The sequence below is a fragment of the Pseudocitrobacter sp. CD920760 genome, from assembly GCF_057782505.1.
In genome coordinates, this window is record NZ_CM173490.1 from 4832021 (window position 1) to 4858503 (window position 26483).

The 26483-nt window shown below is 54.6% G+C and carries 22 protein-coding genes; 3 read left to right on the plus strand and 19 right to left on the minus strand.

From position 1 onward, the window contains the following. Position 1: 1 nt before the first annotated feature. The 9 genes from AC1MKH_RS22810 to asd all read right to left on the minus strand — a co-directional run bounded on the left by AC1MKH_RS22810 (position 2) and on the right by asd (position 13652). On the minus strand, positions 2–715 hold the full coding sequence (locus AC1MKH_RS22810) for a YbbD family protein (protein WP_276218778.1): 714 nt from the start codon (positions 713–715) through the stop codon (positions 2–4). A gap of 1 nt (position 716) precedes the next feature. Continuing rightward, positions 717–2216, minus strand: a complete 1500-nt coding sequence (locus AC1MKH_RS22815) for a PstS family phosphate ABC transporter substrate-binding protein (protein WP_276218780.1) — start codon at positions 2214–2216, stop codon at positions 717–719. Between the two features lie 50 nt (positions 2217–2266). Next, positions 2267–2797, minus strand: a complete 531-nt coding sequence (locus AC1MKH_RS22820) for a hypothetical protein (RefSeq protein ID WP_276218782.1) — start codon at positions 2795–2797, stop codon at positions 2267–2269. An 80-nt stretch (positions 2798–2877) separates the two neighbouring features. Continuing rightward, positions 2878–5325 (minus strand): glycogen phosphorylase, encoded by a 2448-nt coding sequence (glgP, locus tag AC1MKH_RS22825; protein ID WP_276218784.1) that lies wholly within the window; start codon positions 5323–5325, stop codon positions 2878–2880. Between the two features lie 17 nt (positions 5326–5342). Then, complete coding sequence (glgA, locus tag AC1MKH_RS22830; protein WP_015962654.1) at positions 5343–6776, minus strand: glycogen synthase GlgA; 1434 nt, start codon at positions 6774–6776, stop codon at positions 5343–5345. Then, positions 6776–8071 (minus strand): glucose-1-phosphate adenylyltransferase, encoded by a 1296-nt coding sequence (gene glgC / locus AC1MKH_RS22835; RefSeq protein ID WP_276218788.1) that lies wholly within the window; start codon positions 8069–8071, stop codon positions 6776–6778. The genes glgA and glgC overlap by 1 nt, the downstream gene beginning before the upstream one ends. A 56-nt stretch (positions 8072–8127) precedes the next feature. Continuing rightward, a complete protein-coding gene (glgX, locus tag AC1MKH_RS22840) occupies positions 8128–10104 on the minus strand; it encodes a glycogen debranching protein GlgX (RefSeq protein ID WP_276218790.1) in 1977 nt (658 codons plus the stop codon). Continuing rightward, positions 10101–12287 carry a 1,4-alpha-glucan branching enzyme gene (glgB, locus tag AC1MKH_RS22845; RefSeq protein ID WP_276218791.1) on the minus strand — a complete coding sequence of 729 codons (2187 nt, stop codon included), beginning with the start codon at positions 12285–12287 and terminating at the stop codon, positions 10101–10103. Before glgB ends, glgX begins: the two co-directional genes overlap by 4 nt. A gap of 258 nt (positions 12288–12545) precedes the next feature. Next, positions 12546–13652 carry an aspartate-semialdehyde dehydrogenase gene (asd, locus tag AC1MKH_RS22850; RefSeq protein ID WP_149464121.1) on the minus strand — a complete coding sequence of 369 codons (1107 nt, stop codon included), beginning with the start codon at positions 13650–13652 and terminating at the stop codon, positions 12546–12548. Positions 13653–13884: 232 nt separating this feature from the next. Here asd and AC1MKH_RS22855 point away from each other — a divergent pair, with 232 nt between their 5' ends. Continuing rightward, complete coding sequence (locus AC1MKH_RS22855) at positions 13885–14478, plus strand: YhgN family NAAT transporter (RefSeq protein WP_015962649.1); 594 nt, start codon at positions 13885–13887, stop codon at positions 14476–14478. A gap of 155 nt (positions 14479–14633) precedes the next feature. Here the strand turns inward: AC1MKH_RS22855 and gntU are convergent, their stop codons facing one another. The 5 genes from gntU to AC1MKH_RS22880 all read right to left on the minus strand — a co-directional run bounded on the left by gntU (position 14634) and on the right by AC1MKH_RS22880 (position 19592). Beyond that, positions 14634–15974 (minus strand): gluconate transporter, encoded by a 1341-nt coding sequence (gene gntU / locus AC1MKH_RS22860; protein ID WP_276218796.1) that lies wholly within the window; start codon positions 15972–15974, stop codon positions 14634–14636. Beyond that, complete coding sequence (gene gntK, locus AC1MKH_RS22865; RefSeq protein ID WP_276218798.1) at positions 15971–16504, minus strand: gluconokinase; 534 nt, start codon at positions 16502–16504, stop codon at positions 15971–15973. The genes gntU and gntK overlap by 4 nt, the downstream gene beginning before the upstream one ends. A 135-nt stretch (positions 16505–16639) precedes the next feature. After that, positions 16640–17635: a gluconate operon transcriptional repressor GntR gene (gene gntR / locus AC1MKH_RS22870; protein ID WP_015962646.1), complete on the minus strand. Its 996-nt coding sequence runs from the start codon at positions 17633–17635 to the stop codon at positions 16640–16642. Between the two features lie 102 nt (positions 17636–17737). Next, positions 17738–18433 carry a pirin family protein gene (locus tag AC1MKH_RS22875; protein ID WP_276218801.1) on the minus strand — a complete coding sequence of 232 codons (696 nt, stop codon included), beginning with the start codon at positions 18431–18433 and terminating at the stop codon, positions 17738–17740. 121 nt (positions 18434–18554) lie between these two features. Then, positions 18555–19592, minus strand: a complete 1038-nt coding sequence (locus AC1MKH_RS22880) for an oxidoreductase (protein ID WP_276218832.1) — start codon at positions 19590–19592, stop codon at positions 18555–18557. A 446-nt stretch (positions 19593–20038) separates the two neighbouring features. On the opposite strand from AC1MKH_RS22880, the gene yhhY reads away from it, so the two are divergent. Continuing rightward, positions 20039–20542, plus strand: a complete 504-nt coding sequence (yhhY, locus tag AC1MKH_RS22885; protein ID WP_276218835.1) for an N-acetyltransferase — start codon at positions 20039–20041, stop codon at positions 20540–20542. A gap of 87 nt (positions 20543–20629) precedes the next feature. Here yhhY and ggt read toward each other — a convergent pair whose 3' ends face one another. Continuing rightward, positions 20630–22381 (minus strand): gamma-glutamyltransferase, encoded by a 1752-nt coding sequence (gene ggt, locus AC1MKH_RS22890; protein WP_276218836.1) that lies wholly within the window; start codon positions 22379–22381, stop codon positions 20630–20632. A 121-nt stretch (positions 22382–22502) separates the two neighbouring features. Here ggt and AC1MKH_RS22895 point away from each other — a divergent pair, with 121 nt between their 5' ends. Continuing rightward, a complete protein-coding gene (locus AC1MKH_RS22895) occupies positions 22503–22943 on the plus strand; it encodes a DUF2756 family protein (RefSeq protein WP_276218838.1) in 441 nt (146 codons plus the stop codon). Here the strand turns inward: AC1MKH_RS22895 and ugpQ are convergent. From ugpQ to ugpA, 4 genes are read right to left on the minus strand one after another with little or no spacing between them, the layout of a single operon-like run. Beyond that, positions 22940–23680 (minus strand): glycerophosphodiester phosphodiesterase, encoded by a 741-nt coding sequence (gene ugpQ, locus AC1MKH_RS22900; RefSeq protein WP_276218840.1) that lies wholly within the window; start codon positions 23678–23680, stop codon positions 22940–22942. The two genes, AC1MKH_RS22895 and ugpQ, sit on opposite strands and share 4 nt — an antisense overlap. Further along, complete coding sequence (locus tag AC1MKH_RS22905) at positions 23677–24747, minus strand: sn-glycerol-3-phosphate import ATP-binding protein UgpC (RefSeq protein ID WP_276218842.1); 1071 nt, start codon at positions 24745–24747, stop codon at positions 23677–23679. The genes ugpQ and AC1MKH_RS22905 overlap by 4 nt, the downstream gene beginning before the upstream one ends. A 1-nt stretch (position 24748) precedes the next feature. Then, positions 24749–25594: a sn-glycerol-3-phosphate ABC transporter permease UgpE gene (gene ugpE, locus AC1MKH_RS22910; protein ID WP_276218844.1), complete on the minus strand. Its 846-nt coding sequence runs from the start codon at positions 25592–25594 to the stop codon at positions 24749–24751. Continuing rightward, positions 25591–26478: a sn-glycerol-3-phosphate ABC transporter permease UgpA gene (gene ugpA / locus AC1MKH_RS22915; protein WP_276218846.1), complete on the minus strand. Its 888-nt coding sequence runs from the start codon at positions 26476–26478 to the stop codon at positions 25591–25593. Before ugpA ends, ugpE begins: the two co-directional genes overlap by 4 nt. Positions 26479–26483 lie beyond the last annotated feature (5 nt).

Below are 26483 nucleotides of genomic sequence, written 5' to 3' on the forward strand. Positions count from 1 at the left end.
ATTATTTCCTCCGCTTTTGTGAGCGCGTAAAGGGTATATACACAAAGCTCGCATTAGCGGCATTCAGCCTAATGATGGTACTGCGCGACAAGGAAAAACTGGGGCGAACACAGTTATCCTCACAGGCGCGGCATCCTTCATCAGCACAGTTCGTTGAGGAATAATTACGGCAATAATACGTCAGCGTCGCCTGCTTCTCACGGAATCCGCGCAGGCTGTTATCCCCGTGAAATTTCAGTGCTTCTCTGAAGACCCAAAGAGTGTATACATCCTCAATCCAGGAGGCGCATTCCCTGAGTGGACGTTTGGCAATGATTGTTCGCTCATCAGGATTTTTCATCGCCGAGAAATGGACGGTAAAGTCATCTGTTGTATTGAGTTCACACTCAATTTCAGGCACATCGCTAATATAAGGGTCAAAACCAAACTCAGCGCCGCTGGCACAAAGACGACTGATAGTCGCAGGATCGAGGGAAAACCCAGGCCAGATATGACTCGAGGACAAACCGACATTCAGAGTAACATCATAACGGCGCAAACCGTCAAGACCTGCTGCACCTACAAATTTTTCCCCTTCGTCCAGTGCCCGATTAATCAAGCGTGGAACCATATCCTCATCCCAATATGCTGATTCGCAATTGGCAATGGTGATTTCAACGCCAGTGTAGGGATCGGTGCCGACGAGGTCGGCAAATAATCTGTTAACTGATTCCATGTTACTGCCCTGAGTTAGCGAGTGTTTCATACATCGGCACATACCCCACATCCTGCACCAGCCTTTGCCCCTGTGGGCTTAAAAACCACTCGACTACTTTCTGGGTTTCCGTGGTTGGGTTTTCCTGAGTAACCATATAAACACCCGCGACCCAGGGATAAACTTCGTTGCGAATGTTCTCAGCTGTGGGGGCAATGCCGTTAATTGCCAGCAGTTTGACACCCTCACGAGCATGCATCCGCGTGGCGTAATAGCGGAAGGTGTAACCAATCGCGCCGGGGGTATCCTGATATTGCGCCACAATATCCACCATTTCCCCCATGTTTGTCGCAACCTTCATCTCCCTGGGTTTGAGCATTGGAGTCCCTTTCATCACCTTCGCCAGCATGGCGGTCTGGCTGCCTGAATCCTCGGGTCGCTGCCAGGGCTCAATGGCCGCGTCAGGGCCGCCAACCTGACGCCAGTTGGTTATTTTGCCACTGAAAATATCGCGGACCTGCTCGGTGGTGAGGCTGTTAATGGGGTTGTTTTTGTTGACGATAAAAACAAACGCTTCACGTGCGAACGGCGTGTAGGTCAGCTTTACGCCCATTTTCTGCGCATCTGATTTCTGCCCGGCAGAAGGCTGTGCGACGAAAATAATATCGACACGACCTTTGATAATATTTTCCCACGCGGCCGGCGTGCGCGAATTGAGTAAATATTTATCCTCATCAAACCGTTTCGGTAAGACGTTTAGCGCATAGAATGCGGAAGCATAGAGAGGATAACCCGCCGTCGCGCCGTCCATCCGCGGCCAGTTGTGGGTGATTTGTAACGCGGGCTTACCCTGAAGCGGGATGAGTTCGTTATGCCATTTATCAGGCTGGTAATTGCGGGTATCACGATCTTCATAAATAACGTTGGGATATTTTAGTTTCTGCTGCCATGCCTGGTACGCCGCGTAGGCTGAGGCTAAGACGATGAGAAACAGAATAATGCTGCGGCAAATGCCAGCCCTGCTTGTGAAGAAAGATCGCCTGAACGACCAGCCATAGCCGAGCGTAAAGCTTAGCTGCGAACAAACCGGTATCAGCAGGCTTCCCCAATACCATTGGCAGACAAGGTTAACGATATGAATCCCTGCCCAGGGGGATAATACGGTAAGCGTTCCGCTGCCCATCGTGTAAAAATCAAGGCCGGCCTGTTGCAGCGCGTAAATCCACCCCAGCAATGCCAGAAGTGCGGGCAGCAACAGAATCACGTGCCGCCAGATGAGGTTATCTTCCAGGGCGTTATCTTTCGACCAAATGCGACCGCCGAAAAACATCAGGTTGCAAACGGCGAGCAGAATCAATGCGGAAGGAAGCCCCTGCGTCTCTTTTCCCAGGCCAAGCCCCTCTAAAATATAAGCGATAATCGCGACACATAGCCCACAGAATAATGCCACGCAGTGCGCAAGAATGGGCACACCGATAAAAGCCATGACCAGAGAAAGAAGTATCCACTTAGTGTTTTTCATTTTTTAAATCGCATTTCCTTGCGCATTTCAAAAAAATATTATCCGTTCTTTTATTTATCTTCTTTCTTTTCTAGTTTGCGAATCAACTCAAGCCCATCTTTTTTTAAAACATAATAGTATGAATAAAATTTATTCGTTGTTTCATCCATGCCAGAAGTAATGAGCAACTTGCTGTTCTTCTCCATAAAAACGACTTCCTCACCCATTGATATTGGGTTTTCATCGTCACCACCATAATACACGGTAAAAGCTTTATCCAATGCCCTCCCGGTTCGTTTATTAATTAACGCTACGGTGTGACAACCCGACCCACCACAGCCCCACATGGCCTGAGCATATTCACCCGCAAAAACGACATCGCCCTGCATCGCTTCCTTGAAACGCGTTCTGAATTCATGCGTAAATTCATCGCTATTATCAATATCTTTTGCAGCATTGCCGGTATAAATATTATTAACAGGATAGTCTTTTGCTTCAGGCAATTTATCGGCGCCGAAGCTTGCCAATGACGTGATGCCGACAAATAAAGCTGCTATAACCATTGTGTTTTTAATGATGCGTCCTGATTTATTATTTTCCATTATGTATCCACAAAGTAAAACAAGGCCGTAGTAAACATTACTACGGCCTTGTCATTATTACGCGCTTTATCGATGCAGTGTTACAACCTCACCGGGTCAATATGCCAGATATGTTTGGCATACTCCTGAATCGTGCGGTCAGACGAGAAGTAGCCCATGTTCGCGATATTCAGCATCGCTTTAGTGGTCCACTCTTCCGGGTTACGGTAGAGCTCATCGACTTTATCCTGGGTGTCGATATAGCTACGGTAATCCGCCAGCACCTGATAGTGGTCGCCAAAGTTGATCAGAGAGTCAACCAGGTCGCGATAGCGCCCCGGCTCTTCCGGGCTAAACAGCCCACTGCCGATTTGCGTCAGCACCTGATGCAACTCTTCGTCCTGCTCGTAGTAATCACGCGGTTTGTAACCGTTACGGCGCAGCGCTTCCACTTCTTCTGCGGTGTTGCCGAAGATGAAGATATTCTCTTCGCCCACTTTCTCCTGCATCTCGACGTTTGCGCCGTCCAGCGTGCCGATGGTGAGCGCGCCGTTCAGGGCAAACTTCATATTACTGGTGCCGGAAGCTTCTGTTCCTGCCAGTGAAATCTGCTCGGAGAGATCGGCCGCCGGAATGATCACCTGCGCCAGACTGACGCTGTAGTTCGGCACAAACACCACTTTCAGCTTATCGCCAATTTGCGGATCGTTGTTGATCACATTGGCCACATCGTTGATCAGGTGAATGATGTGCTTCGCCATGTAGTACGCCGATGCTGCTTTCCCGGCAAAGATATTCACACGCGGCACCCACTCCGCCGTCGGATCAGCTTTGATACGGTTGTATCGGGTGATCACATGTAGCACATTCATTAACTGACGTTTGTACTCGTGGATACGCTTAATCTGTACATCAAACAGCGCATTCGGGTTGACCACCACGTTCAGGTGTTGGGCAATCGCCGCCGCCAGCCGTTTTTTGTTTTCCAGTTTGGCGCGATGCACGGCCTGTTTCACCGTCGGGTAATCAATGTGCTGTTCAAGGTCGCTGAGCTGGCTGAGATCGGTGCGCCAGGTACGACCAATGTTCTCATCCAGGACCTCTGACAATGGCGGATTCGCCAGCGCCAGCCAGCGACGCGGCGTGACGCCGTTAGTTACGTTGGTAAAACGCATCGGGAAGATACTGGCGAAATCGGCAAACAGTGATTGCACCATCAGGTTGGAGTGCAGTTCAGACACACCATTGACCTTGTGACTGACCACCACTGCCAGCCAGGCCATCCGCACGCGGCGACCGTTGGACTCATCAATAATAGACGTACGACTCAGCAGCCCCATATCCTGCGGGTATTGCTCCTGCAGGGTTTTGAGGAAGTAGTCGTTGATTTCAAAGATGATTTGCAGGTGACGCGGCAGAATTTTACCCAGCATGTCGACCGGCCAGGTTTCCAGCGCTTCGCTCATCAGCGTGTGGTTGGTGTAAGAGAAGACCTGGCAGGTCACCTCAAACGCGTCATCCCAGCTGAATTTGTGCTCATCAATTAACAGGCGCATCAGCTCAGGGATCGACAGCACCGGGTGGGTGTCGTTGAGGTGAATCGCGATTTTATCCGCCAGGTTGGCATAGGTTTTATGCAGTTGGTAGTGGCGGCTTAAAATATCCTGAATGGTTGAGGAGACCAGGAAATACTCCTGACGCAGACGCAGCTCGCGGCCCGAATAGGTGGAGTCATCCGGGTAGAGAACGCGTGAGACGTTTTCCGAGTGGTTTTTGTCTTCCACCGCCGCGAAGTAATCGCCCTGGTTAAATTTACCGAGGTTGATTTCACTGCTCGCCTGGGCGCTCCACAGACGCAGCGTATTGGTCGCGTCGGTGTCGTAGCCAGGAATGATTTGGTCGTAGGCTTCGGCGATGATTTCTTCGGTTTCGACCCAGCGGCTCTTTTTGCCTTCCTGCTGGATACGGCCACCAAAGCGCACTTTGTAGCGGGTGTTATGACGTTCGAACTCCCACGGGTTACCGTATTCCAGCCAGTAATCCGGCGATTCTTTCTGGCGACCATCGACAATGTTCTGGCGGAACATGCCGTAGTCGTAGCGAATACCGTAGCCACGCCCCGGCAAACCAAGGGTAGCAAGGGAATCCAGGAAGCAGGCCGCCAGTCGGCCTAAGCCGCCGTTGCCGAGCCCAGGGTCGTTTTCTTCGTCGATCAACTCTTCAAGGTCTAACCCCATCCCTTCCAGCGCGTTTTTGACATCTTCATAGATGCCGAGGGATAACAGCGCGTTGGAAAGGGTGCGGCCAATCAAAAACTCCATCGACAGGTAATAAACCTGCCGCGTTTCCTGAGAAAGTTGTGCGCGGTTGGAGCGCAACCAGCGCTCCACCATGCGGTCACGCACCGCAAACAGCGTGGCGTTCAGCCACTCATGTTTGTTGGCAATGGCCGGATCTTTCCCAATCGTGAACATCAGCTTATAGGCAATAGAGTGCTTGAGAGCCTCAACGCTAAGAGTCGGTGATGCATATGTAAATGGCGCATTCATAGAAATGGTTCCTGTGATTACATCAAGCGTTGATAAAGCTCGCGGTAAGAGTGCGCCGCGACTTGCCAGCTAAAATCCACGCTCATCGCCTGACGCTGTACATAGCGCCAGAGTGATGGGCGAGACCACAACACGAAAGCACGCCGGATGGCTCTCAATAGCGACCAGGCATTACTGTCCTCAAAGACAAAACCGCTGGCTACGCCATCGGCCAGGTTTTCCAGTGAACTGTCTGAGACCGTATCCGCCAGGCCGCCGGTACGACGCACAAGCGGTAGCGTGCCGTACTTCAGGCCATAGAGCTGCGTTAAGCCGCAAGGTTCAAAACGGCTTGGCACAAGAATGACGTCCGCGCCGCCCATAATGCGGTGCGAGAAGGCTTCATGATAGCCGATCTGGACGCCAACCTGCCCCGGATGCTCCGCCGCAGCCGCAAGGAACCCTTCCTGCAGAACAGGATCGCCGGCCCCCAGCAGCGCCAGTTGCCCACCTTGCTCCAGCAAACCCGGAAGGGCTTCCAGAACCAGGTCCAGACCTTTCTGGCTGGTTAATCGGCTGACAACGGCAAAAAGCGGCACTTTATCGTTAACATTAAGGCCCATCGCAATTTGTAGCTGGCGTTTGTTTTCCGCTTTCTCCTCAAGAGTATCGCGGTTATAGCGTGACGCCAGCAGTATGTCCTTTTCCGGACTCCATACGTTGTCATCCACGCCGTTCAGGATGCCGGAAAGCCGGCCCTCCTGGTGGCGCTGGCGCAGCAATCCTTCCATGCCGTAAGCGAACTGCGGTTCGGTAATCTCTCGTGCATAGGTTGGGCTCACCGCCGTGATGTGATCGGCGTAATAGAGCCCTGCTTTCAGGAACGAAATCTGGCCGTTAAACTCCAGCCCGTGCATGTTGAAGAACGACCACGGCAGCTCGATGTCATTCATGTGATGCGCATAGAACATGCCCTGGTAAGCCAGGTTATGCACCGTAAACACCGACTTCGCCGGGCGGCCACGCGCCGCCAGATACGCCGGGGCCAGGCCCGCATGCCAGTCGTGCGCGTGCACCACTTCCGGGCGCCAGAACGGGTCAAGCCCGCAGGCCATTTCGCAGCCTACCCACCCCAGCAGCGCAAAGCGCAGCACGTTATCGGTGTAGGCATGCAGGTTAGTGTCGTGGTACGGGCTCCCCGGGCGGTCATACAAATGCGGCGCGTCGATCAGGTAAATGCCCACTCCGTTAAAATGCCCGAACAGCAGCGAAATCGGCCCGGCAAACGTCTGACGACGCGTAACCACCTGCGCATCCGTGATGCCCCGGCGGATATCCGGGAAACCCGGCAACAGCACGCGCGTATCCGTTCCATCAGCAATTTGCGCTGCGGGCAGCGCGCCAATAACATCAGCCAGACCGCCAGTTTTCAGTAACGGGAACATCTCTGAACAAACATGTAAAACCTGCATTATCGCTCCTGTTTGACCTGCAATTTGCGCAGCATGTCACGCGTTACCAGCACAATCCCCTCTTCCGAGCGGTAAAAACGACGTGCATCGTCTTCCGCATTCTCACCAATCACCATTCCTTCTGGAATGACGCAGGCGCGGTCGATAACGCAACGGCGTAAGCGGCATGAGCGGCCAACCCAAACGTCAGGTAATAAGACTGCCGAATCAATGTTACAGAACGAATTCACGCGCACGCGCGGGAACAGTACCGATTGCACCACCACGGAACCTGAAATAATGCAGCCGCCGGAGACCAGCGAGTTCAGGGTCATGCCGTGGCTACCGGAGCGGTCCTGAACGAATTTCGCTGGCGGCAGAGATTCCATGTGAGTACGAATCGGCCAGTTCTGGTCATACATGTCCAGTTCGGGCGTGACGGACGCCAGGTCAAGGTTCGCTTTCCAGTACGCTTCCAGCGTACCCACGTCACGCCAGTACGGTTCTGCATTCGGGTCAGACTGTACGCAGGAGAGTGGGAATGGATGTGCATAAGCCATGCCAGCTTTGGTGATTTTCGGGATGATGTCTTTGCCGAAGTCGTGGCTGGAATTTTCATCCAGATCGTCTTCTTTCAGCAGTTCATAAAGATAATCTGCATCAAAGACATAGATACCCATACTGGCGAGCGATTTGCTCGAGTCGTTCGGCATGGCCGGTGGGTTCGCCGGCTTTTCAACGAATTCGATAATCTTTTCGCTTTCATCTACCGCCATTACGCCAAATGCGGATGCCTCTTCAATGGGCACCGGCATGCACGCAACGGTGCAGCGCGCGCCTTTTTCGACGTGGTCGATAAGCATGCGCGAGTAATCTTGTTTGTAGATATGGTCGCCCGCGAGGATCACCACATATTCCGCTTTATAGCGATTGATGATGTCGAGGTTCTGGGTTACCGCATCGGCGGTACCGCGATACCAGTTTTCGCCGTGTACGCGCTGCTGCGCAGGCAGAAGATCGACAAACTCGTTCATCTCTTCGCTAAAGAAGGACCAGCCGCGCTGGATGTGTTGTACCAGCGTGTGTGACTGATACTGCGTAATCACGCCAATACGACGAATCCCTGAGTTGATGCAGTTCGACAGCGCAAAGTCGATGATGCGGAATTTCCCGCCAAAGTGCACTGCCGGTTTCGCACGCTTGATGGTGAGATCTTTTAAGCGCGTGCCGCGGCCACCCGCGAGGATCAGCGCAACCGTTTTATTCGGTAACTGGCGCGCCAGCATTAAGGGATCGTTTTTTTCCAGCCTAACCATGATTAACTCCTTTTGTTGCTCGTCTTCATCCATTCTTTGTTGAGATGAATCAGAACTTATGACCTTTGAAATACGCACACTCCGTGCGCGGGCCCATGCCAGACAGCCATGACGACCGGATTATCCTCTCCGGCGAAGGGGGGAACAGCGCGCCACTCCCCCTCAGGTAAAACGAGTGTAGCCACGTCGTGCGTCGCATTGAGCGTAATAAGCCAGCGATGGGAAAGCAGGACTTGCATCCGCCTTACGCCGTTTTGCCACTCATCAGGATGCAGCGGTTGCGCATGCTGATTGAGCCACTGCACATTGCCGTCACCCTCCTGCCACCAGGCATCCTGCGTTAAGGCAGGGATGTTCTGACGCAGATGAATCAGCGCGGCGGTAAATGCGGTAAGCCCGGCATTGGCGTTTTCCCAATCCAGCCAGGTCAACGGATTGTCCTGGCAGTAGGCGTTGTTATTACCGTGCTGGCTGTGACCATGTTCGTCACCGGCCAGCAGCATTGGTGTCCCCTGGGACAGCAGCAGCGTCGTCAGCAAAGCGTGGAGGCTTGCCCGACGGCGCTCAATAATGTCCAGGTTACCACCTAATCCTTCTATACCATGATTGTTGCTATGGTTATTGCTAGTGCCGTCGCGATTTTCCTCACCGTTGGCTTCGTTATGCTTATTGTTGAAGCAAACACAGTCACGCAGCGTGAAGCCATCATGCGCCGTCACCAGATTTACCGCAGCCGACGGGCTGCGACCACCTCGCGCAAAAACATCGCTGGAGGCGGCAAAACGTTGGGCAAACTCGCCCAACGAGAGATTTTCCTGCAACCAAAATCGGCGCATTGCATCGCGGAAATGGTCGTTCCACTCCATAAACAGCGGCGGGAAATTACCGACCTGGTAACCGCCCATCCCGATATCCCACGGCTCGGCAATCAGCTTCACCGCTGACAGAACCGGGTCATGTTTAATCGCTTCAAACAGTGGCGCATCCTGACGAAATTCCGGCGTACGCCCCATAATGGTCGCTAAATCGAAGCGAAAACCATCAACATGGCAGACATCTACCCAAAAACGCAGGCACTGACGGGCATACTCCACGCCGCCAGGATGACTGAGATTGAGCGTGTTCCCACACCCCGTCCAGTTGTGGTAATCGCCATCTTCCCTTATCCAATAATAGCTACGGTTATCGATTCCGCGCAGCGAGAAGGTCGGACCATCAAGGTCAATCTCCGCGCTGTGGTTCAGCACGACGTCGAGAATCACTTCAATTCCGGCGCGGTGCAGCGCTTTTATGGCATCGCGAAATTCATCCAGCGCGCGCTCGGGCGAACTGGCGTAGCGTGGGTCGAGGGCAAACATCGCCATCGGGTTGTAGCCCCAGTAATTGCTTAACCCCATACGTTGCAGGCGCGGTTCGCTGGCAAAATGCGCTACTGGCATCAGTTCCAGCGCGGTAATACCCAGCGTTTTGAAGTAGTTAATCATCACCGGGTGAGCGAGCGCTTTGTAGGTGCCGCGAATTTCCTGCGGAATGCCCGGATGGCGATAGGTCAGCCCCTTCACATGCGCTTCGTAGATAACGGTTTTGCCCCACGCGGTACGCGGCGGCGCGTCGTCTTCCCACTGATAATCGAGCGCAGCAACGACCGATTTCGGCGCGATTGCGGCGCTGTCGCTGTTATCCGGCTGCTGATGCCCGCCGTGCAGGCTCGGGTCATCTTTCAGCGAGCCTTCCACCTGATAGCAGCACGGGTCGATAAGCAGTTTCGCCGGGTTAAAACGGTGGCCCTGCGCGGGGTCCCAAGGGCCGTGGACGCGATAACCGTAACGCAGTCCTGGGCGCGCTTTTGGCAGATAACCGTGCCAGATATCACCGCTGCGTGCGGGCAGGTCGTAGCGCGACTCGTTGCCCTGCGCATCGAACACGCAGAGTTCCACCCGCTCAGCATGGGCAGAGAAAAGCGTAAAATTCACGCCCCTGCCGTCATAGCGTGCGCCTAACGGCGTGGGTGTTCCTGCTGCGAGTACGGTCATTCCCCCTCCCGAACCAGCCAGATGGTGGACAGCGGCGGCAGCGTCAGGCTCAGGGAGTGCTCACGCCCGTGGCTGGCAATGTGATCGCTATGCACCACGCCGCCGTTCCCGGCATTACTGCCGTGATAGTGTGCGGAGTCAGTATTCAGCTCTTCACGCCAGCTACCTGGCTGATTGATACCAAAGCGATAGTCGTGGCGCGGCACTGGGGTAAAGTTGCTGGCGACGATCATTTCGTTGCCCTGCTTGTCGCGGCGCACGAAGATAAAGACCGAACGTTCGTGGTCATCGACCACCAGCCACTCAAAACCGTACGGGTCAAAGTCGAGCTCGTGCAGCGCTTTATGGTGGCGATAGGTGTGGTTCAGGTCGCGGACCAGACGCTGAACGCCGTGGTGCCAGTTGTCGCCGCCTTCCAGCAGATGCCAGTCGAGACTGCCGTCGTGGTTCCACTCGCGCCCCTGTGCAAACTCATTACCCATGAACAGCAGCTTTTTGCCCGGGAACGCAAATAACCAGCCGTAGTAGGCGCGCAGGTTGGCAAATTTCTGCCACGCATCGCCCGGCATACGGTCAAGAATCGATTTCTTACCGTGGACCACTTCATCGTGCGACAACGGCAGAACGAAGTTTTCCGTGTAGTTGTACAGCAGACCAAAGGTCATTTTGTCGTGATGATACTGACGATGTACCGGGTCAAGCTTCATGTAGTCGAGCGTGTCGTGCATCCAGCCCAGATTCCACTTGTACCAGAAGCCCAGGCCACCGGAATCCTGCGGGCGCGACACGCCGGCAAAATCGGTCGACTCTTCCGCCATACTCACCGCACCGGGAACCTGCTCGCCCAGCACGCGGTTGGTGTTGCGCAGGAATTCAATCGCTTCAAGGTTTTCACGGCCACCAAATTCATTCGGTATCCATTCACCTTCTTTGCGGCTGTAATCGCGATAAATCATCGAAGCGACCGCATCCACGCGCAGCGCGTCAATACCAAAACGCTCAACCCAGTACAGCGCATTACCGACGAGGAAATTGCTGACTTCACGGCGGCCGTAGTTGTAAATCAGGGTATTCCAGTCCTGATGGTAGCCTTCACGCGGGTCATCATGTTCGTAGAGTTTGGTGCCGTCGAATTCCGCCAGTGCGAAGTCATCCGACGGGAAGTGGCCCGGCACCCAGTCAAGAATCACGTTCAGCCCGGCGGCGTGCGCGGCATTGATAAAGTAGCGGAAATCTTCGCGCGTACCGAAACGGCGCGTCGGCGCGTACAGCCCGGTTGGCTGGTAACCCCAGCTACCGTCGAACGGATGCTCGTTAACCGGCAACAGCTCCAGATGAGTAAAGCCCATCCATTTAGCATAAGGCACTAACTGGTCCGCCAGCTCGCGATAGCTCAGCCAGAAGTTGTTATCCGTATGGCGACGCCAGGAACCGAGATGCACTTCATAGATGGAAATCGGCGCATCAAAACTGTTCGCTTTCTTACGCTCTTCCGTCTGCACCACTTTTTCCGGCAGGCCGCAAATCAGCGAGGCCGTTTCGGGTCGCATTTGGGCTTCGAAGGCGTAAGGGTCCGCTTTGATACGCAGTTTGCCGTGCGCGTCGATCATCTCAAATTTGTAGAGCTGACCGTTATGCGCGCCGGGCACAAACAGTTCCCAGATCCCCGTTTCACCACGCAGGCGCATCGGATGGCGACGGCCATCCCAGTAGTTGAACTGCCCGACCACAGAGACGCGGCGGGCGTTGGGCGCCCACACAGAGAAACGGGTGCCTGTGACGCCGTCCATTGTGTCGGCATGTGCGCCCAGCGTCTCATACGGACGCAGGTGTGTGCCTTCAGACAGCAGCCAGGCGTCCATCTCCTGCAACAGCGGGCCGAAGCGATAGGGGTCGTCAATCAGATTCTGCTGGCCGTGCCAAACCACCGCCAGTTGATAACGAAAAGGATTTTTACGTCGCGGCAGAACGCCGCAAAAGAAACCGCGCGAGTCTAAACACTCGAGCTTACCGACTTTACGCCCGGTTTTCGGTTCAATAACCCAAACATCAGTCGCATCAGGTAAAAGCGCCCGGACTTCCAGCCCTGCTTCGGTACTATGCATACCCAGAACGGAAAAAGGATCCGCAAAATGGCCAGCAATTAGCGCGTTAATCACGTCTCTATCAATACGATCGGACATGGTTCATCATCCTGTTGTATGTGTGTCGTCTCGTTCCAGTTAAGTGGACGACATTTTTGACCTGCACGGCGCAGCACAATGTGCTTCCTCTCTGCCCCGCCCAACCTTCAGTCAAGGTCGCAAAAATTGAACCTTGCTTACAGCATAGCCAACGCTTTATTTAACCTCAGAGAAAAATGAATACATTCGCGTTTACTCCTTGTAGTACGCAAAACCTATCAGATGTAAACAGGGGGGCATAAAGCCCCCCTGAGAATATTAAGCCAGCTGACGCAGCATGCGGCGCAGCGGTTCTGCTGCCCCCCACAACAACTGGTCGCCAACCGTAAAGGCAGAGAGATACTCCGGCCCCATGTTCAGCTTACGCAGACGCCCAACGGGCGTGGTCAGCGTGCCGGTGACCGCCGCTGGGGTCAGCTCGCGCATGGTGATGTCACGATCGTTCGGGATGACTTTCGCCCACGGGTTGTGAGCCGCCAGCAGCTCTTCAACGGTGGCGATAGAGATATCTTTTTTCAGTTTCAGCGTGAAAGCCTGGCTGTGGCAACGCAGCGCGCCGACACGGACGCAAAGGCCGTCAACCGGGATGGTGGACGCGGTGGCGAGGATTTTATTGGTCTCGGCCTGGCCTTTCCACTCTTCGCGGCTCTGGCCGTTATCGAGTTGTTTGTCGATCCACGGAATCAGACTGCCTGCCAGCGGTACACCGAAGTTATCGACCGCCAGATCGCCGCTGCGCGTCAGCGCGGTGACTTTGCGTTCGATATCGAGAATAGCGGAAGCCGGGTTCGCCAGTTCATCGGCGACGTGATTGTGCAGTTGGCCCATTTGGGTCAGCAGTTCACGCATATGACGCGCACCGCCGCCGGAAGCCGCCTGATAAGTAGCAACGGACGCCCACTCCACCAGGTCGTTAGCGAACAGGCCGCCTAAGGACATCAGCATCAGGCTGACGGTGCAGTTGCCGCCCACAAAGGTTTTCACGCCGTTGTTCAGGCCATCGGTGATGACTTTCTGGTTAACCGGGTCAAGAATGATAATGGCGTCGTCTTTCATGCGCAGCGAAGACGCCGCGTCAATCCAGTAGCCCTGCCAGCCGCTTTCACGAAGCTTTGGATAGATTTCGTTGGTATAATCGCCGCCCTGGCAGGTGACAATAATGTCCAGGGCCTTCAGCGCGTCAAGATCGTAAGCATCCTGCAGCGTACCACCGGTGGTGGTGCCAAAAGACGGCGCCGCCTGCCCAAGCTGGGAGGTGGAGAAGAAGACCGGGCGAATGGCGTCGAAATCGCGCTCTTCCACCATGCGTTGCATGAGTACAGAGCCGACCATTCCACGCCAGCCGATAAAACCAACATTTTTCATAACGTTTTTTTCCTGCAGAGATGTGCTGTTAATGTCACCAGATCCGGTGCGACATCCTTCACATTACAAAAAGCAGCCAAAGTCGCAAGTGAAATTAATCAATGATTGCAAAGCAATCAGAAATGCAACTTATTACCCCCATTTTGGGAGCCAACACGCGCCACTTCGGAAACCTTTCCATCGGCCACGTGTTTAGCAGAAAATCCGCAATGATTATCAGGGAATTTAGGTTATGAATGAAATCTTTTCTGCATCCGTTTTGTTGATCCTGATTATGGATCCATTAGGAAACTTGCCGATTTTTATGTCGGTATTAAAACACACGGAACCCAGACGCCGCAGGGCGATCATGATACGTGAGCTTTTAATCGCACTTCTCGTCATGCTGATTTTCCTGTTCGCGGGCGAGAAGATTTTGGCTTTTTTGAACCTGCGTGCCGAAACGGTTTCTATCTCTGGCGGCATCATTCTGTTTTTGATTGCCATTAAGATGATATTTCCCAGCAGTTCCGAAAACAGTTCCGGTTTACCGGCGGGGGAAGAGCCTTTTATTGTGCCGCTTGCCATTCCGCTGGTCGCCGGACCGACGCTGCTGGCCACCCTGATGCTGCTCTCGCATCAATATCCCAACAATATGAGCCACCTCGTTATCGCTTTGCTGATTGCCTGGGGCGGCACGGTGGCCATTCTGCTGCAATCGTCGCTGTTCCTGCGCCTGCTGGGAGAGAAAGGCGTGAACGCGCTGGAGCGCCTGATGGGGCTGATTCTGGTGATGATGGCAACCCAGATGTTCCTGGATGGCATTCGGATGTGGATGAAGGGGTGATGGAGCAGAACGACGCCGGGTGGCGGCTACGCCTTACCCAGCCTACAACAATTCCGCCATCCCATCGGCCCGGTAAGCGAAGCGCCACCGGGCGATTTAGCCAATAAAAAAGGGCTTCCATCAGGAAGCCCTTTCGCAATAACGTTCTGTAAAACCTAGCTCAGCAGGGTAAACGCAATCATACCGACAATCGCGCCCACGGTACCGAGGATGGTTTCCATCATGGTCCAGGTTTTCAGCGTCTGTGCTTCGGTGGCATTCGTAAACTTACCAAATAACCAGAAACCAGCATCGTTCACGTGGCTGACCACAATCGAGCCGCCCGCGATACAGATAGAGAGTGCCGCCATCTGCGCGCCGTTGTAGTTCAGCTGTTCAATCACCGGCATCACCAGACCCACCGCCGTCAGACAAGCAACCGTTGCGGAACCCTGAATGATACGTACCGCAGCCGCCAGGATGAAGCAGGTCAGCGCAATCGGCAGACCCATACCGGTCAGCGCTTCGCCCAGAGCCGGGCCCACGCCAGAGTCAACCAGAACCTGTTTGAACACGCCACCTGCACCGATAACCAGCAGGATGATGCCCGCAGGTTGCAGCGCGTGACCACAGATTTCCATCACTTTATCTTTCGCCATGCCCTGACGATACGCCAGACCATAAATGGCAACCAGACACGCAATCAGGATTGCAGTGAAGGGGTGACCGATAAATTCAAACCATTCGTACGCGGTAGAGCCTTCAGCCACAAAGCGCGCGGCAATCGTTTTCAGACCCACCAGGACCAGCGGCAGCAGAATCAGCGCGAGGCTGAAACCGAACGATGGCATTTTGCCTTCGCCCAGGTGCGGCTCGGTGATGTCTTCCGGAATGCTCAGCTCAACGTAACGGCTGATGAAGTTGCCCCACAGCGGGCCGGCAATGATCATGCCCGGAATCGCCGCGCACAGGCCAATCAGAATCATCCACCCGAAATCAGCGTGCATCTGGGAAGCCAGCAGCATCGGCGCAGGCCCAGGCAGCAGGAACGCCGCCGCCGCCGCAACACCGGCGAACAGAGGGATAACCAGTTTCACCAGGTTAGTCCCGGTGTGACGCGCCATAGAGAACGCTACGCTAATCAACAGCACAATCGCCACTTCGAAGAACAGCGGCAGTGCGCAAATCAGACCCGCCAGGCCAATCGCATAGTGCGCGCGGCTGTGACCAAAGGATTTCAGCATTTTGACGGCAATCTGATCGACCGCGCCCGTTTCATGCAGAATTTTGCCGAACATCGCGCCCAGCGCGACCACGATAGCCAGGAAGCCCAGCGTACCGCCCATCCCTTTTTCCATGGTTTGCGCGATCTTAATCAGCGGCATACCCGAGAAAAGACCTGCACCAATAGAAACCACCATCAAAGCCAGGAAGGCGTGCATACGCGCCTTCATGACTAAAAACAACAGCAGCAGAACAGAGCCTACTGCTGTTAAAACCAGCGTTAAAGTTGTCACGCGTTACTGCCTTTGTTAATCACTTCAATAGTACTGTTGATGACGCCTTCCAGCGGCTGATCGATATCAACCACCAGCACATCGCGTTCTTCAGCATTCGGTTCCTGCAGCGTTTCGAACTGCGTCACCAGCATTTGCGTTTTGAAGAAGTGACCTTTACGTGCTTTCAGACGGCTTTCGATCAGGTCGAAATCGCCTTTCAGGTACACGAAGGAGAGATTCGGGTTACCTTCACGCAGAATGTCGCGGTACGCTTTTTTCAGCGCAGAGCAGACAATCAGGGAAACTTTGTTGGTACGCTGCATCGCGAATGCGGCGTCGTTCAGCGCCTGCAGCCACGGTTTGCGGTCGTCGTCGTTCAGCGGTTCGCCGGAGGACATTTTGACGATGTTGCAACGCGGATGAAGGAAATCGCCATCAAGAAACGCGGCATTCAGTCGATGCGCCACTTCACTGGCGACTGCGGATTTACCACTGCCAGATACGCCCATCAGAACGTAGACATGGTGATCATGATTAGTCGTGCTCAAAGCGTCCTCCTGCTGGACACAAGAATTTGTTACGGGTAACTGTTATCGGTAACATTGTCATGCCGGACCAGTGGAGAAGCAATCACCATTCGTGCCGGAAATGAATATGTGTGATCTAGTTCAAATTTGTCGGGGCTAAATTGAACCGCCCGGTGACAAAGTGAAACCTAAATCTAACATTTTAGGAGTAACTGCTTCACCTCGGATCCGTGCTAACAGACGTTCCGCGCCGATGCGCCCCATTCGCTCACGCGGCGTCAGGACGCTTGCCAGGCGGGGTTCCATCACTTGCCCGATGTCATGGCCGTGGAAACCGGCGATGGCGATATCATCAGGAATACGTAAGCCCAGACGCTGGCACTCAAAGGATGCGCCCACCGCAAGGTCATCGTTGGTACAGAAGATGCCGTCAAGCTGTGGATATTCGCGACGCGCCTGGCGCATCAGCTCAATCCCCGACGAGTAAGAGGATGATTGCTCGACCATCACGCTGTAAGGCACCAGCCCGGCATCGAGCATCGCCTGCTCATAACCCTTCTGTTTGATGATAGTACGTTCATCAAGACGCGCGCCAAGATAAGCGATATGGCGATGGCCGCGCGCGATAATCGCTGCCGTCATCTGCCGCGCAGCTTCGAAGTTATCGAAACCGACCGCGATATCGAGGCATGGCGATTTGCTGTCCATCAGTTCGACAACCGGAATGCCCGCAACTTCAATCATCTTCAGAGTACGCGGCGTATGCGAACGCTCGGTAAGGATCAGGCCGTCAATATTCCACGACAGCATCGATTCCAGACGCTCCTGCTCCAGTTCCGGCTTATAGCCGTAGTGCGCAAGCATCGTCTGATAACCATAGGCGTCGGTCACGCTTTCAATGCCGCGAAGCACTTCTGCGAAAACCTGGTTGGTTAAGGAAGGAAGAAGAACGCCAACCGCACGGCTGGTCGCATTGGAGAGAATATCAGGGGCACGATTAGGAATATAACCCAGCTCATCCAGGGCCTGAGCAATTTTACCTCGCAGCGCGACGGAGACCTGCTCCGGATTGCGTAAAAAACGGCTGACCGTCATTTTGGTCACGCCGACGCGATCGGCCACATCCTGAAGTACGGGTCTTTTCTTTTTCATCGTCCTGAGAGAAATAAAAGTGAAACATCCTCTCAGTTTACCACGGAGATAAGAGAACCTCCCCGGTTGATTGGGGAGGTTCTCTTATTTATTTACGAGTTATCATACTGGCGGCAGATCGAAGAGCAGAATTTCGCTTTCGCTGTCGGCATGAACAGAAATCGCCTGCTCATCCCAAATTGCCAGGCCATCACTGGTGGTGGCTTTGGTACCATTGATAGTGACGTTACCTTTTACCACCTGAATCCACACGCGGCGGTCAGCGGCAATCTGGTGCACCGACTGCTCATCTTTCGCCAGCGCCCAGCGATAGAGTTCCATATCCTGGTGCACTTTCAGCGAACCATCACGCGCATCCGGCGACAGCACCAGTTGTTTACCCTGCTCGGCGTCAAAGCGACGCTGTTCGTAGCGCGGCGTAATACCGGTTTCTTCTGGAATGATCCAGATTTGATACAGACGCAGACGGTCAGTGTTGCTCGGGTTGTACTCGGAGTGACGTACACCGGTACCCGCGCTCATAATCTGGAACTCACCCGCCGGAACCTGTTCTTTGTTGCCCATGCTGTCCTGGTGCTCAACAGCGCCTTCCAGTACATAGGTCAAAATTTCCATATCTTTATGCGGGTGCGTACCGAACCCCTGGCCTGCATCAATCACGTCATCGTTAATCACGCGCAGTGCCGAGAAGCCCATAAAATTCGGGTCGTAATAGTTAGCAAACGAGAAGGTATGCCAGGAATCCAGCCAACCATGATTTGCATGACCACGTTCATTTGCTTTGCGTAAGAAAATCATTTGTTACCCCCTCATGTTTTCGATGGAGTAAGTGTGGCCCTAAACCGCCTGGGATGATAGTGGGTGAAAATTGACTCCTCTGTTCAAAAAATGTGAACAAGAATAGAGGAGCCTTAACATCTTATTTAGCGAGGGCGATCGTGGCAGGTGATGCCTGTTCGAAGGCACGTTCGAGGATCTCAAGGTTGGTCAGAACTTCAGATTCCTTGACGTAATTCGGCGTGCCCTGGGTAAGGGTTTGATACAGCGCATCGTAGACGCGGCCATAGTCGCCGGTTTCCGGTTTCACCTCTTCTTTCACCGTCACGCCTTCAGCGTTGACGTACTCAAGCTGCCCGATGGAGTCATCAGCGGCGAAGCCCGGTTCACCCGGCATAATATTGGCTTTCAGGCTGGTTTCCTGCTGGTCGATACCGTATTTCAGGTACGAGCCTTTGGTGCCGTGCACGATAAATTTCGGGTAATCGATTTTCACCAGGTGGCTGGTTTTGACAATGGCCTTCAGATCGCCGTAGAAAAGCTGCGCTTCAAAGGTGTCGTCCGGGTTGGCTTTGTTTCGCAGGCTACGGATGTCATAAGCGACGTGATCCGGGCGGCCAAACAGGGAAATGATCTGGTCCATCGTATGCACGCCAAGGCCGTAAAACGCGCCATCCTGCGGTAACCCAGGTTTGGTTTCCGCCACCGGGCGGAAGTAGTCAAAGTGGCTTTCGATTTCCACAATGTCACCAAGTTTTCCGCTTTCAATGGCCTTTTTCGCAGTCAGGAAGCAGGAGTCAAAACGGCGGTTCTGATACGGCGTAACCGTCAGCCCTTTGCTTTTCGCCAGCGCAAACAGTTCTTTCGCTTCGGCAAGCGTGGGGGTGAACGGCTTTTCGACCAACACGTTTTTCCCGGCTTCCAGCGCGCGCTTCGCGTAGTCGAAGTGGCTATCAGCGTGGGTACACACCACCACCAGTTTCACTTCCGGGTCATTGAGCACTTCATCCAGGTCGCTGGTGAAGTGAATGTGAGAATACTGCGGATGCTGCTCTTCCGGCTTCGCGCTGCGACGATAGATATGCGCCACGTGCCAGCTGTCTTTGCGGTTCAGAACATAGGGAAGATGATAGCGGGTGGTGCTTTTACCAAAACCAATGAATGCACAATGTAGGGCCATGATGTCGTCCTTTAAAGGTATCTGGTTACACCATAGCGCAAAGCGAAGAGAGACAAAATGAGGAAGTTTGGACAAGGAATGACACCAATGCCCGCGCACCAGCCATCGGCGTCGCAGCCAGTTTGTTTCCGGCCTGCGCGCAGCAACCGGAGCGTACTTAATGTACGTGAGGATTGCGAGCACAGCCCGGGAACAAAATGGCAAGTAAGCCAGGCTGGAACAATCCCCAAAAAAAAGCCAGCACGCGGCTGGCTAAAGTAATACTGGAAGCAATGTGAGCAATGTCGTGCTTTCAGGTTCTCCCTCAGGGGTCTTCCTGAATGCATTACAATAATAATCATTCTCATTCGCACTTGTCCAACACTTTTTGCAAAAAATGTCAGTTGACTCCGCTTTTAAAGTCAATGATGTTGAAAGGGATAATCCCCCCACAAAGGAAACAAGGAATGAGTGAGATAGTGATACGCCACGCGGAACCGAAAGATTACGCTGCCATTCGGCAGATCCACGCCCAGCCGGAGGTGTATTACAACACGCTACAGGTTCCTCATCCTTCCGAGCAAATGTGGGAAGCGCGTCTTGCCGACCAGCCCGGCATCAAACAGCTTGTCGCCTGCATTGACGACACGGTGGTCGGGCATTTGTGCATCGATGTAGCGCAACGCCCTCGCCGCAGTCACGTGGCTGATTTCGGCATTTGCGTTGATGCTGGCTGGCAAAACCGCGGCGTCGCCAGCGCGTTAGTGCGCGAGATGATTGATATGTGCGACAACTGGCTGCGCGTAGAACGCATTGAGCTCACGGTGTTCGTCGATAACGCCCCGGCGGTTGCGGTGTATAAGAAGCACGGCTTTGAAATTGAAGGCACCGGGAAGAAGTATGGGCTGCGCAACGGGGAATATGTGGATGCGTATTTTATGGCGCGAGTGAAAGGATTAAGTGCGGCCTGATGCCCTCTCCCCGGCCCTCTCCCACAGGGAGAGGGAGAATCGGTCCCCTCTCCCTTGAGGGAGAGGGTTAGGGTGAGGGGGTTAAATTCAGTACCCCGCCGCCAAATCATCCACCGAACGCGGGTCAGATGCGCCATACAGCGTGCCGTCTGGCCCTACCATAATGCTCTGTGTACTGCCCATCGCCTCTTTCAAGGCCACTTTCTGCCCCTTCTGCTCCAGAAGCTTCAGCGTATCCGGGCTAAAGCCCTTCTCCACGCGCAGTTCATCCGGCAGCCACTGGTGATGGAATCGCGGCGCGTTAGTGGCTTCCGCAACATTCATCCCATAATCGATGGTATTCACCACCATTTGCAGCACCGTGGTGATAATCCGGCTGCCGCCAGGGCTACCGGTAACCAGCCAGGTTTTGCCGTCTTTCACCACAATCGTTGGCGACATCGACGACAGCGGACGCTTCTTCGGCCCTACCGCATTCGCGTCACCGCCGACCAGGCCATAAACGTTCGGCACGCCCGGCTTGGCAGAGAAATCATCCATCTGATTATTCATCAGAATGCCGCTGTTCCCGGCAACAATCCCGGTACCGAAGGTGGTATTCAGTGTATAGGTCACCGCCACCGCGTTACCGTCTTTATCCACCACCGAGAAATGGGTGGTTTGATTGCTCTCGTAAGGCGCGAGTTTGCCAGGGCGAATTTCACTGGATGGTTTCGCCTTGTTGACATCAATCTGTTCGGCTATCGATTTCGCATAGGCTTTGCTGGTCAGGGCCTGCCACGGCACCTTCACAGAATCCGGGTCGCCAAGGTATTCTGAGCGATCCGCATAGGCATGTTTCTCGGCTTCCGCCATCACCTGCATGGCGTCGGCGCTGCCAAAGCCATATTTATGCATGTCGAAATTTTCGAGAATATTGAGGATTTGCACAATGTGGATCCCGCCGGAAGACGGTGGCGGCATCGAGAAGACTTGGTAACCGCGATAATCACCGCTGATTGGCGTGCGCTCTATCGCTTTGTATTCGGCGAGATCCGCTTTGGTAATCAGTCCACCGTGTTTGTGCATCTCGTCGGCAATCTGATCGGCGATGGCGCCTTTATAAAACGCATCCGGGCCGCTTTCGGCAATCAGCTCCAGGCTTTTCGCCAGATCTTTTTGCACCAGCTTGTCGCCCTTTTTCAGCGGCTCGCCGTCTTTCCAGAAAATCGCTTTGCTGTTTTCATGGTTGGGAATGACTTCACTGCCGTAGGTTTTGAGATCGTCTGCCAGCGCATCGTTCACCACAAAGCCATCGCGCGCCAGTTTGAACGCGGGCTGAACCACTTTGTTGAGCGGCAGCGTGCCATACTTTTCCAGCGCCAATGAGAAACCCGCCACCGTGCCCGGCGTACCGGAGGCCAGATGCGAGGTCAGCGATTTTTTGCTATCCGGGTTGCCATGGTCATCGAGGAACATATCGCGCGTGGCCTGGGCGGGGGCCATTTCGCGGAAGTCGATAGCCGTTGTCTTCCCGTCTTTGGTGCGCAGCAGCATAAATCCGCCGCCGCCCAGGTTCCCGGCTTGCGGATGCGTCACCGCCAGCGCATACCCCACCGCCACGGCCGCATCGACGGCATTACCGCCCTCTTTCAGGATTTGCACCCCGACCTGGGTGGCGAGCGCGTCCACCGACGCTACCATCCCCTGATGCGCGCGCACCGGGTGAAAAACATCTTCCTCTACGCCATAAGATACCGGTGGTGCAGCAGGCTCGGTCGTCGCTGCCGCCACGGCAAAACTCCCTCCGGCGGTCAGCGCGGCAATCGCCAGCCAACGCGCAAACGTCTGTTTCATCATCGTTGTTCTCCAGAATTGGGGTAACAGGTCCCGCTTAAGCCTGGTTCAAAACTCCTAAAAAATCATCGTTATGGCAAAAACGAGGTAAACTTAAGAGATCCCTCAGAAGGGAGGAGAGACAATGAAACGATTACTGATTCTGGCGGCACTGCTTCCGTTTGCCGCTTTAGCACAGCCACTCAATACCACTAACAACCCCAATCTGCCGGATTACAAAATTCCGAGCCAGCAGCGGTTACAAACCCAGATGAAATCGCAGCAGGTGCAGCAGAAAGGGATGCTGAATCAACAGTTGCAAACGCAAACGCGCGTTCAGCAGCAACAGCTTCAGACGCAGATGAATAATGACAGGCAGCGTATCCAGCAGGCCCAGCCGGGGGAGCGAAACCCCGCCGGTCAGCAAATGCTCCCCAATACTAACGGCGGGATGCTGAACCAGGGCGGGGCATCAGGGAATAGCGATTCGATGTTGAATAATCAGCAGCATATGTTGCCGCAGCGGCAGAATGGCGACATGTTGAATAACAATCCTAATCTGCCGGTGAAAACCAATCTGCCTTAAGGCTGGAAGTTCGGGCCGATGATATCAATGGCATCGGTGCAGATGCAGTTCACGCCCCAGCGCAGCAGTTGTGATGCGCGCTGGGGCTTGTTCACCGTATAGACCAGAATCTTCAGACCCGCCTCACGCAGGGCATCCACGCGCGCTTCATCCAGCAGTTTGTGGTTGAGGTGAATCGACACGCAGCCCAGCCGTGTGGTCAGTTCACGCCAGTCATCACGCCATTCATCCAGCAATAAACCACGCGGCAATTCCGGCGCGGCCTGCTGTGCCGCTTCCAGCGCATCAATTTCAAACGACGAGAGCAGCGGCGGCGTCATGCCTGCCCACAGTTCACGCGCCGCCAGCGCCACCGCTTTCCCGGTTAGCGGCCCGGTTCCGGTGGTCGGTTTGATTTCGATGTTCGCCATCATGCCGTATTCGCGGCAACGTTCCGCCACCTGCGAGAGCAGCGGCAGCGGTTCACCTTTGAATTCACCACTAAACCAGCTACCCGCGTCCACGCGCAGTAAATCGTGCCAGTTCAGTTCGCCCGCCACGCCCCAGCCGTTGCTGGTGCGCTCAAGGTTATCGTCGTGCAACAGGAAAATTTCGCCGTCTTTCGACAACTTCACGTCGAACTCAATCATGGTGTGACCGTATCGCGCCCCCACATCTATAGCCGCCAGCGTGTTTTCCGGAGCCAGTCTGCCGCCGCCACGATGGGCCGCAACGTGGGGATAAGGCCAGTTACTCATATTCTTTGTCCTGTTTCGCCATCAAAAAGATGCAAATGATTGTCCGGCACATGCAACCACAGCGTGCTGCCTGCCGTCGGGCGTTCCTGATGAGACAGACGCACCACCAGCTTTTGCGCGCCCCAGCGACCATGCGCTAGGTTATCCGCGCCCAGCATCTCCAGAGTGTCCATCACCAGCGGTATCCCGCCTTCCGCCTGCGAGCTTAACGCAATATGCTCCGGGCGGATACCGAGCGTCATTTTACGCCCGGCGTGCTGGCGAGCGTAGCCATTCAGCGGCAGCAACAGACCCTCATCCAGTTCAAAGTGCGTGCCTTCATTGTTGATGCGCCCGGCCAGCAGGTTCATCGCCGGGCTGCCGATAAAACTCGCCACAAACAGGCTGGCGGGCTTTTCGTACACTTCTACTGGCGTACCAATCTGTTCGGCGATGCCGCCATTCATCACCATCACCCGCTGGGCGAGCGTCATCGCCTCAACCTGATCGTGGGTCACGTACAGCGAGGTGGTTTTCAGGCGGCGATGCAGTTGTTGCAGCTCAAGGCGCATCTGCACGCGCAGCTTGGCATCCAGATTCGAGAGCGGTTCATCGAACAGGAACACCGCCGGGTCGCGCACAATTGCACGGCCCATTGCAACGCGCTGACGCTGACCGCCAGAAAGCTCGCGCGGGCGACGCTTAAGCAGGCCGTCAAGCTCCAGAATACGCGCGGCCTCTTTCACCCGCTCGGCAATCTGCTGTTTACCCATGCCGCGTATTTTCAGCCCCCACGCCATGTTCTCCTCCACGCTCATATGCGGGTAGAGGGCGTAGTTCTGGAACACCATCGCAATGCCGCGATCTTTCGGTTCCATTTCGGTCACGCGCTTGCCGTCAATCCAGATATCGCCGCTGGTCGCGCGTTCAAGCCCGGCCACCATGCGCAGCAGCGTGGATTTCCCGCAGCCGGACGGCCCGACCATCACGATGAATTCGCCATCGGCCACGTCCAGCGTCAGCGGTTTAATGACCTGGGTTTTGCCATCCCAGCTTTTGGTTATTGCCTGTAATTTCAGTCCTGCCATCTTATTTCTCACTGTCCACTAAACCGCGTACAAAGGCACGCTGCATCACTAAAACAATCACCACGGGTGGGATAAGCGTTAATAACATCGCTGCCATCACCTGGTTCCATTGGGTTGTGCCTTCGCCGGTGGCGATCATGCCTTTGATACCCGCAACGGTGGTGCCGAGATCAACATCGGTGATGATCAGCAGCGGCCACAGATACTGGTTCCAGCCATAGATAAAGGTGATCACGAAAAGCGCCGCCAGATTGGTTTTCGACAGCGGGAAGACGATGTCGCGGAAAAAACGCATCGGCGAGGCGCCATCAATACGCGCGGCTTCCACCAGCTCATCCGGGAGGGTCATAAAGAACTGACGGAACAGGAACGTCGCGGTTGCCGACGCCATTAGCGGCAGCGTCAGCCCGGCGTAACTATCCAGCATCTTCAGGTTGGCAATGACCTCTACCGTCGGGAAGATACGCACCTCAACCGGCAGCATCAGGGTGATAAAAATCATCCAGAAGAAGAGGTTACGCAGCGGAAAGCGGAACCAGACAATCGCAAATGCAGAGAGCATCGAGACGGTGATTTTTCCCACCGTTATGCTGAAGGCCATCACAAAACTGTTAAGCATCATTCGCCAGAACGGTGCGCTGTTTACGCCAACACCGTTCACCCAGATGTGATGCATATTTTCCAGCAGATGCGTACCCGGAATCAGCGTCATCGGCGTGGCGAAAACCGCCTGGTCATCCAGCGTCGCCGCCACGAAGGCGACGTACAGCGGGAAGAGGATCACCGCAATCCCCAGAATCAACATCGTATGGCTGAATATCGTCAGCCCCGGACGGTTCTCAATCATTGGTAACGCACCTTACTTTCCACATAGCGGAACTGCACCACCGTCAGCACGATGACGAGGAACATCAGCACCACCGACTGCGCGGCAGAGGCCGAGAGATCCAGCCCGGTAAAACCTTCGCGATAAATTTTATAAATCAGCGTGGTGGTCGCCTGCACTGGCCCGCCCGCCGTCGCGGCATCAATCACCGGGAAGGTATCGAAGAAGGCGTAGACCAGGTTCACCACCAGCAGGAAGAAGCTCACCGGCGCAATCAGCGGCAGAGCAAGCTTGAAGAAACGGCGAATCGGGCCGGCGCCATCAATCGCCGCCGCCTCAATCAGCGAACGCGGAATGGATTGCAGCGCAGCGTAGAAGAACAGGAAGTTGTAGCTGATTTGCTTCCAGACCGAGGCGAACACCACAAGGAACATCGCCTGGCCGCTGTTTTGCGCGTGGTTCCAGTCGTAACCGAATTCGGCGAGGACATGGGTGATCAACCCGCGCCCCGGGTTGAAGAGGAAAATCCATAGCACCGCCGCGACGGCAGGCGCGACGGCGTAAGGCAGCAGCATCAGCGTTTGATACAGACGACTGCCGCGCACGATGTACTCCACCAGCGCGGCGAAGACAAGCGAGATCACCAGACCGCTGACGGTCACCATGGCGCTGAATTTTATCGTCGTCCAGAAAGAATCGAGATAGTAACTGTCCTGGAACAGGGTGACGAAGTTATCCAGGCCAACAAACTGGCTGGAAAAACCAAACGGATCGACGCTTTGCAGCGAGTACCACAGCGCTTCGCCCGCAGGCCAGATAAAGAAAATAACGGTGATAACCAGCTGCGGGGCAACCAGCAAATAGGGCAGCCAACGCGAGCGGAACACCGGACGGGAAGATGACATTGAGG

Bases quoted from the DNA above. Each gene is read 5' to 3' on its own strand.
- AC1MKH_RS22810 (WP_276218778.1), bottom strand. From the start codon at position 715: ATGGAATCAGTTAACAGATTATTTGCCGACCTCGTCGGCACCGATCCC.
- AC1MKH_RS22815 (WP_276218780.1), bottom strand. From the start codon at position 2,216: ATGAAAAACACTAAGTGGATACTTCTTTCTCTGGTCATGGCTTTTATC.
- AC1MKH_RS22820 (WP_276218782.1), bottom strand. From the start codon at position 2,797: ATGGAAAATAATAAATCAGGACGCATCATTAAAAACACAATGGTTATA.
- glgP (WP_276218784.1), bottom strand. From the start codon at position 5,325: ATGAATGCGCCATTTACATATGCATCACCGACTCTTAGCGTTGAGGCT.
- glgA (WP_015962654.1), bottom strand. From the start codon at position 6,776: ATGCAGGTTTTACATGTTTGTTCAGAGATGTTCCCGTTACTGAAAACT.
- glgC (WP_276218788.1), bottom strand. From the start codon at position 8,071: ATGGTTAGGCTGGAAAAAAACGATCCCTTAATGCTGGCGCGCCAGTTA.
- glgX (WP_276218790.1), bottom strand. From the start codon at position 10,104: ATGACCGTACTCGCAGCAGGAACACCCACGCCGTTAGGCGCACGCTAT.
- glgB (WP_276218791.1), bottom strand. From the start codon at position 12,287: ATGTCCGATCGTATTGATAGAGACGTGATTAACGCGCTAATTGCTGGC.
- asd (WP_149464121.1), bottom strand. From the start codon at position 13,652: ATGAAAAATGTTGGTTTTATCGGCTGGCGTGGAATGGTCGGCTCTGTA.
- AC1MKH_RS22855 (WP_015962649.1), top strand. From the start codon at position 13,885: ATGAATGAAATCTTTTCTGCATCCGTTTTGTTGATCCTGATTATGGAT.
- gntR (WP_015962646.1), bottom strand. From the start codon at position 17,635: ATGAAAAAGAAAAGACCCGTACTTCAGGATGTGGCCGATCGCGTCGGC.
- AC1MKH_RS22875 (WP_276218801.1), bottom strand. From the start codon at position 18,433: ATGATTTTCTTACGCAAAGCAAATGAACGTGGTCATGCAAATCATGGT.
- AC1MKH_RS22880 (WP_276218832.1), bottom strand. From the start codon at position 19,592: ATGGCCCTACATTGTGCATTCATTGGTTTTGGTAAAAGCACCACCCGC.
- yhhY (WP_276218835.1), top strand. From the start codon at position 20,039: ATGAGTGAGATAGTGATACGCCACGCGGAACCGAAAGATTACGCTGCC.
- ggt (WP_276218836.1), bottom strand. From the start codon at position 22,381: ATGATGAAACAGACGTTTGCGCGTTGGCTGGCGATTGCCGCGCTGACC.
- AC1MKH_RS22895 (WP_276218838.1), top strand. From the start codon at position 22,503: ATGAAACGATTACTGATTCTGGCGGCACTGCTTCCGTTTGCCGCTTTA.
- ugpQ (WP_276218840.1), bottom strand. From the start codon at position 23,680: ATGAGTAACTGGCCTTATCCCCACGTTGCGGCCCATCGTGGCGGCGGC.
- AC1MKH_RS22905 (WP_276218842.1), bottom strand. From the start codon at position 24,747: ATGGCAGGACTGAAATTACAGGCAATAACCAAAAGCTGGGATGGCAAA.
- ugpE (WP_276218844.1), bottom strand. From the start codon at position 25,594: ATGATTGAGAACCGTCCGGGGCTGACGATATTCAGCCATACGATGTTG.
- ugpA (WP_276218846.1), bottom strand. From the start codon at position 26,478: ATGTCATCTTCCCGTCCGGTGTTCCGCTCGCGTTGGCTGCCCTATTTG.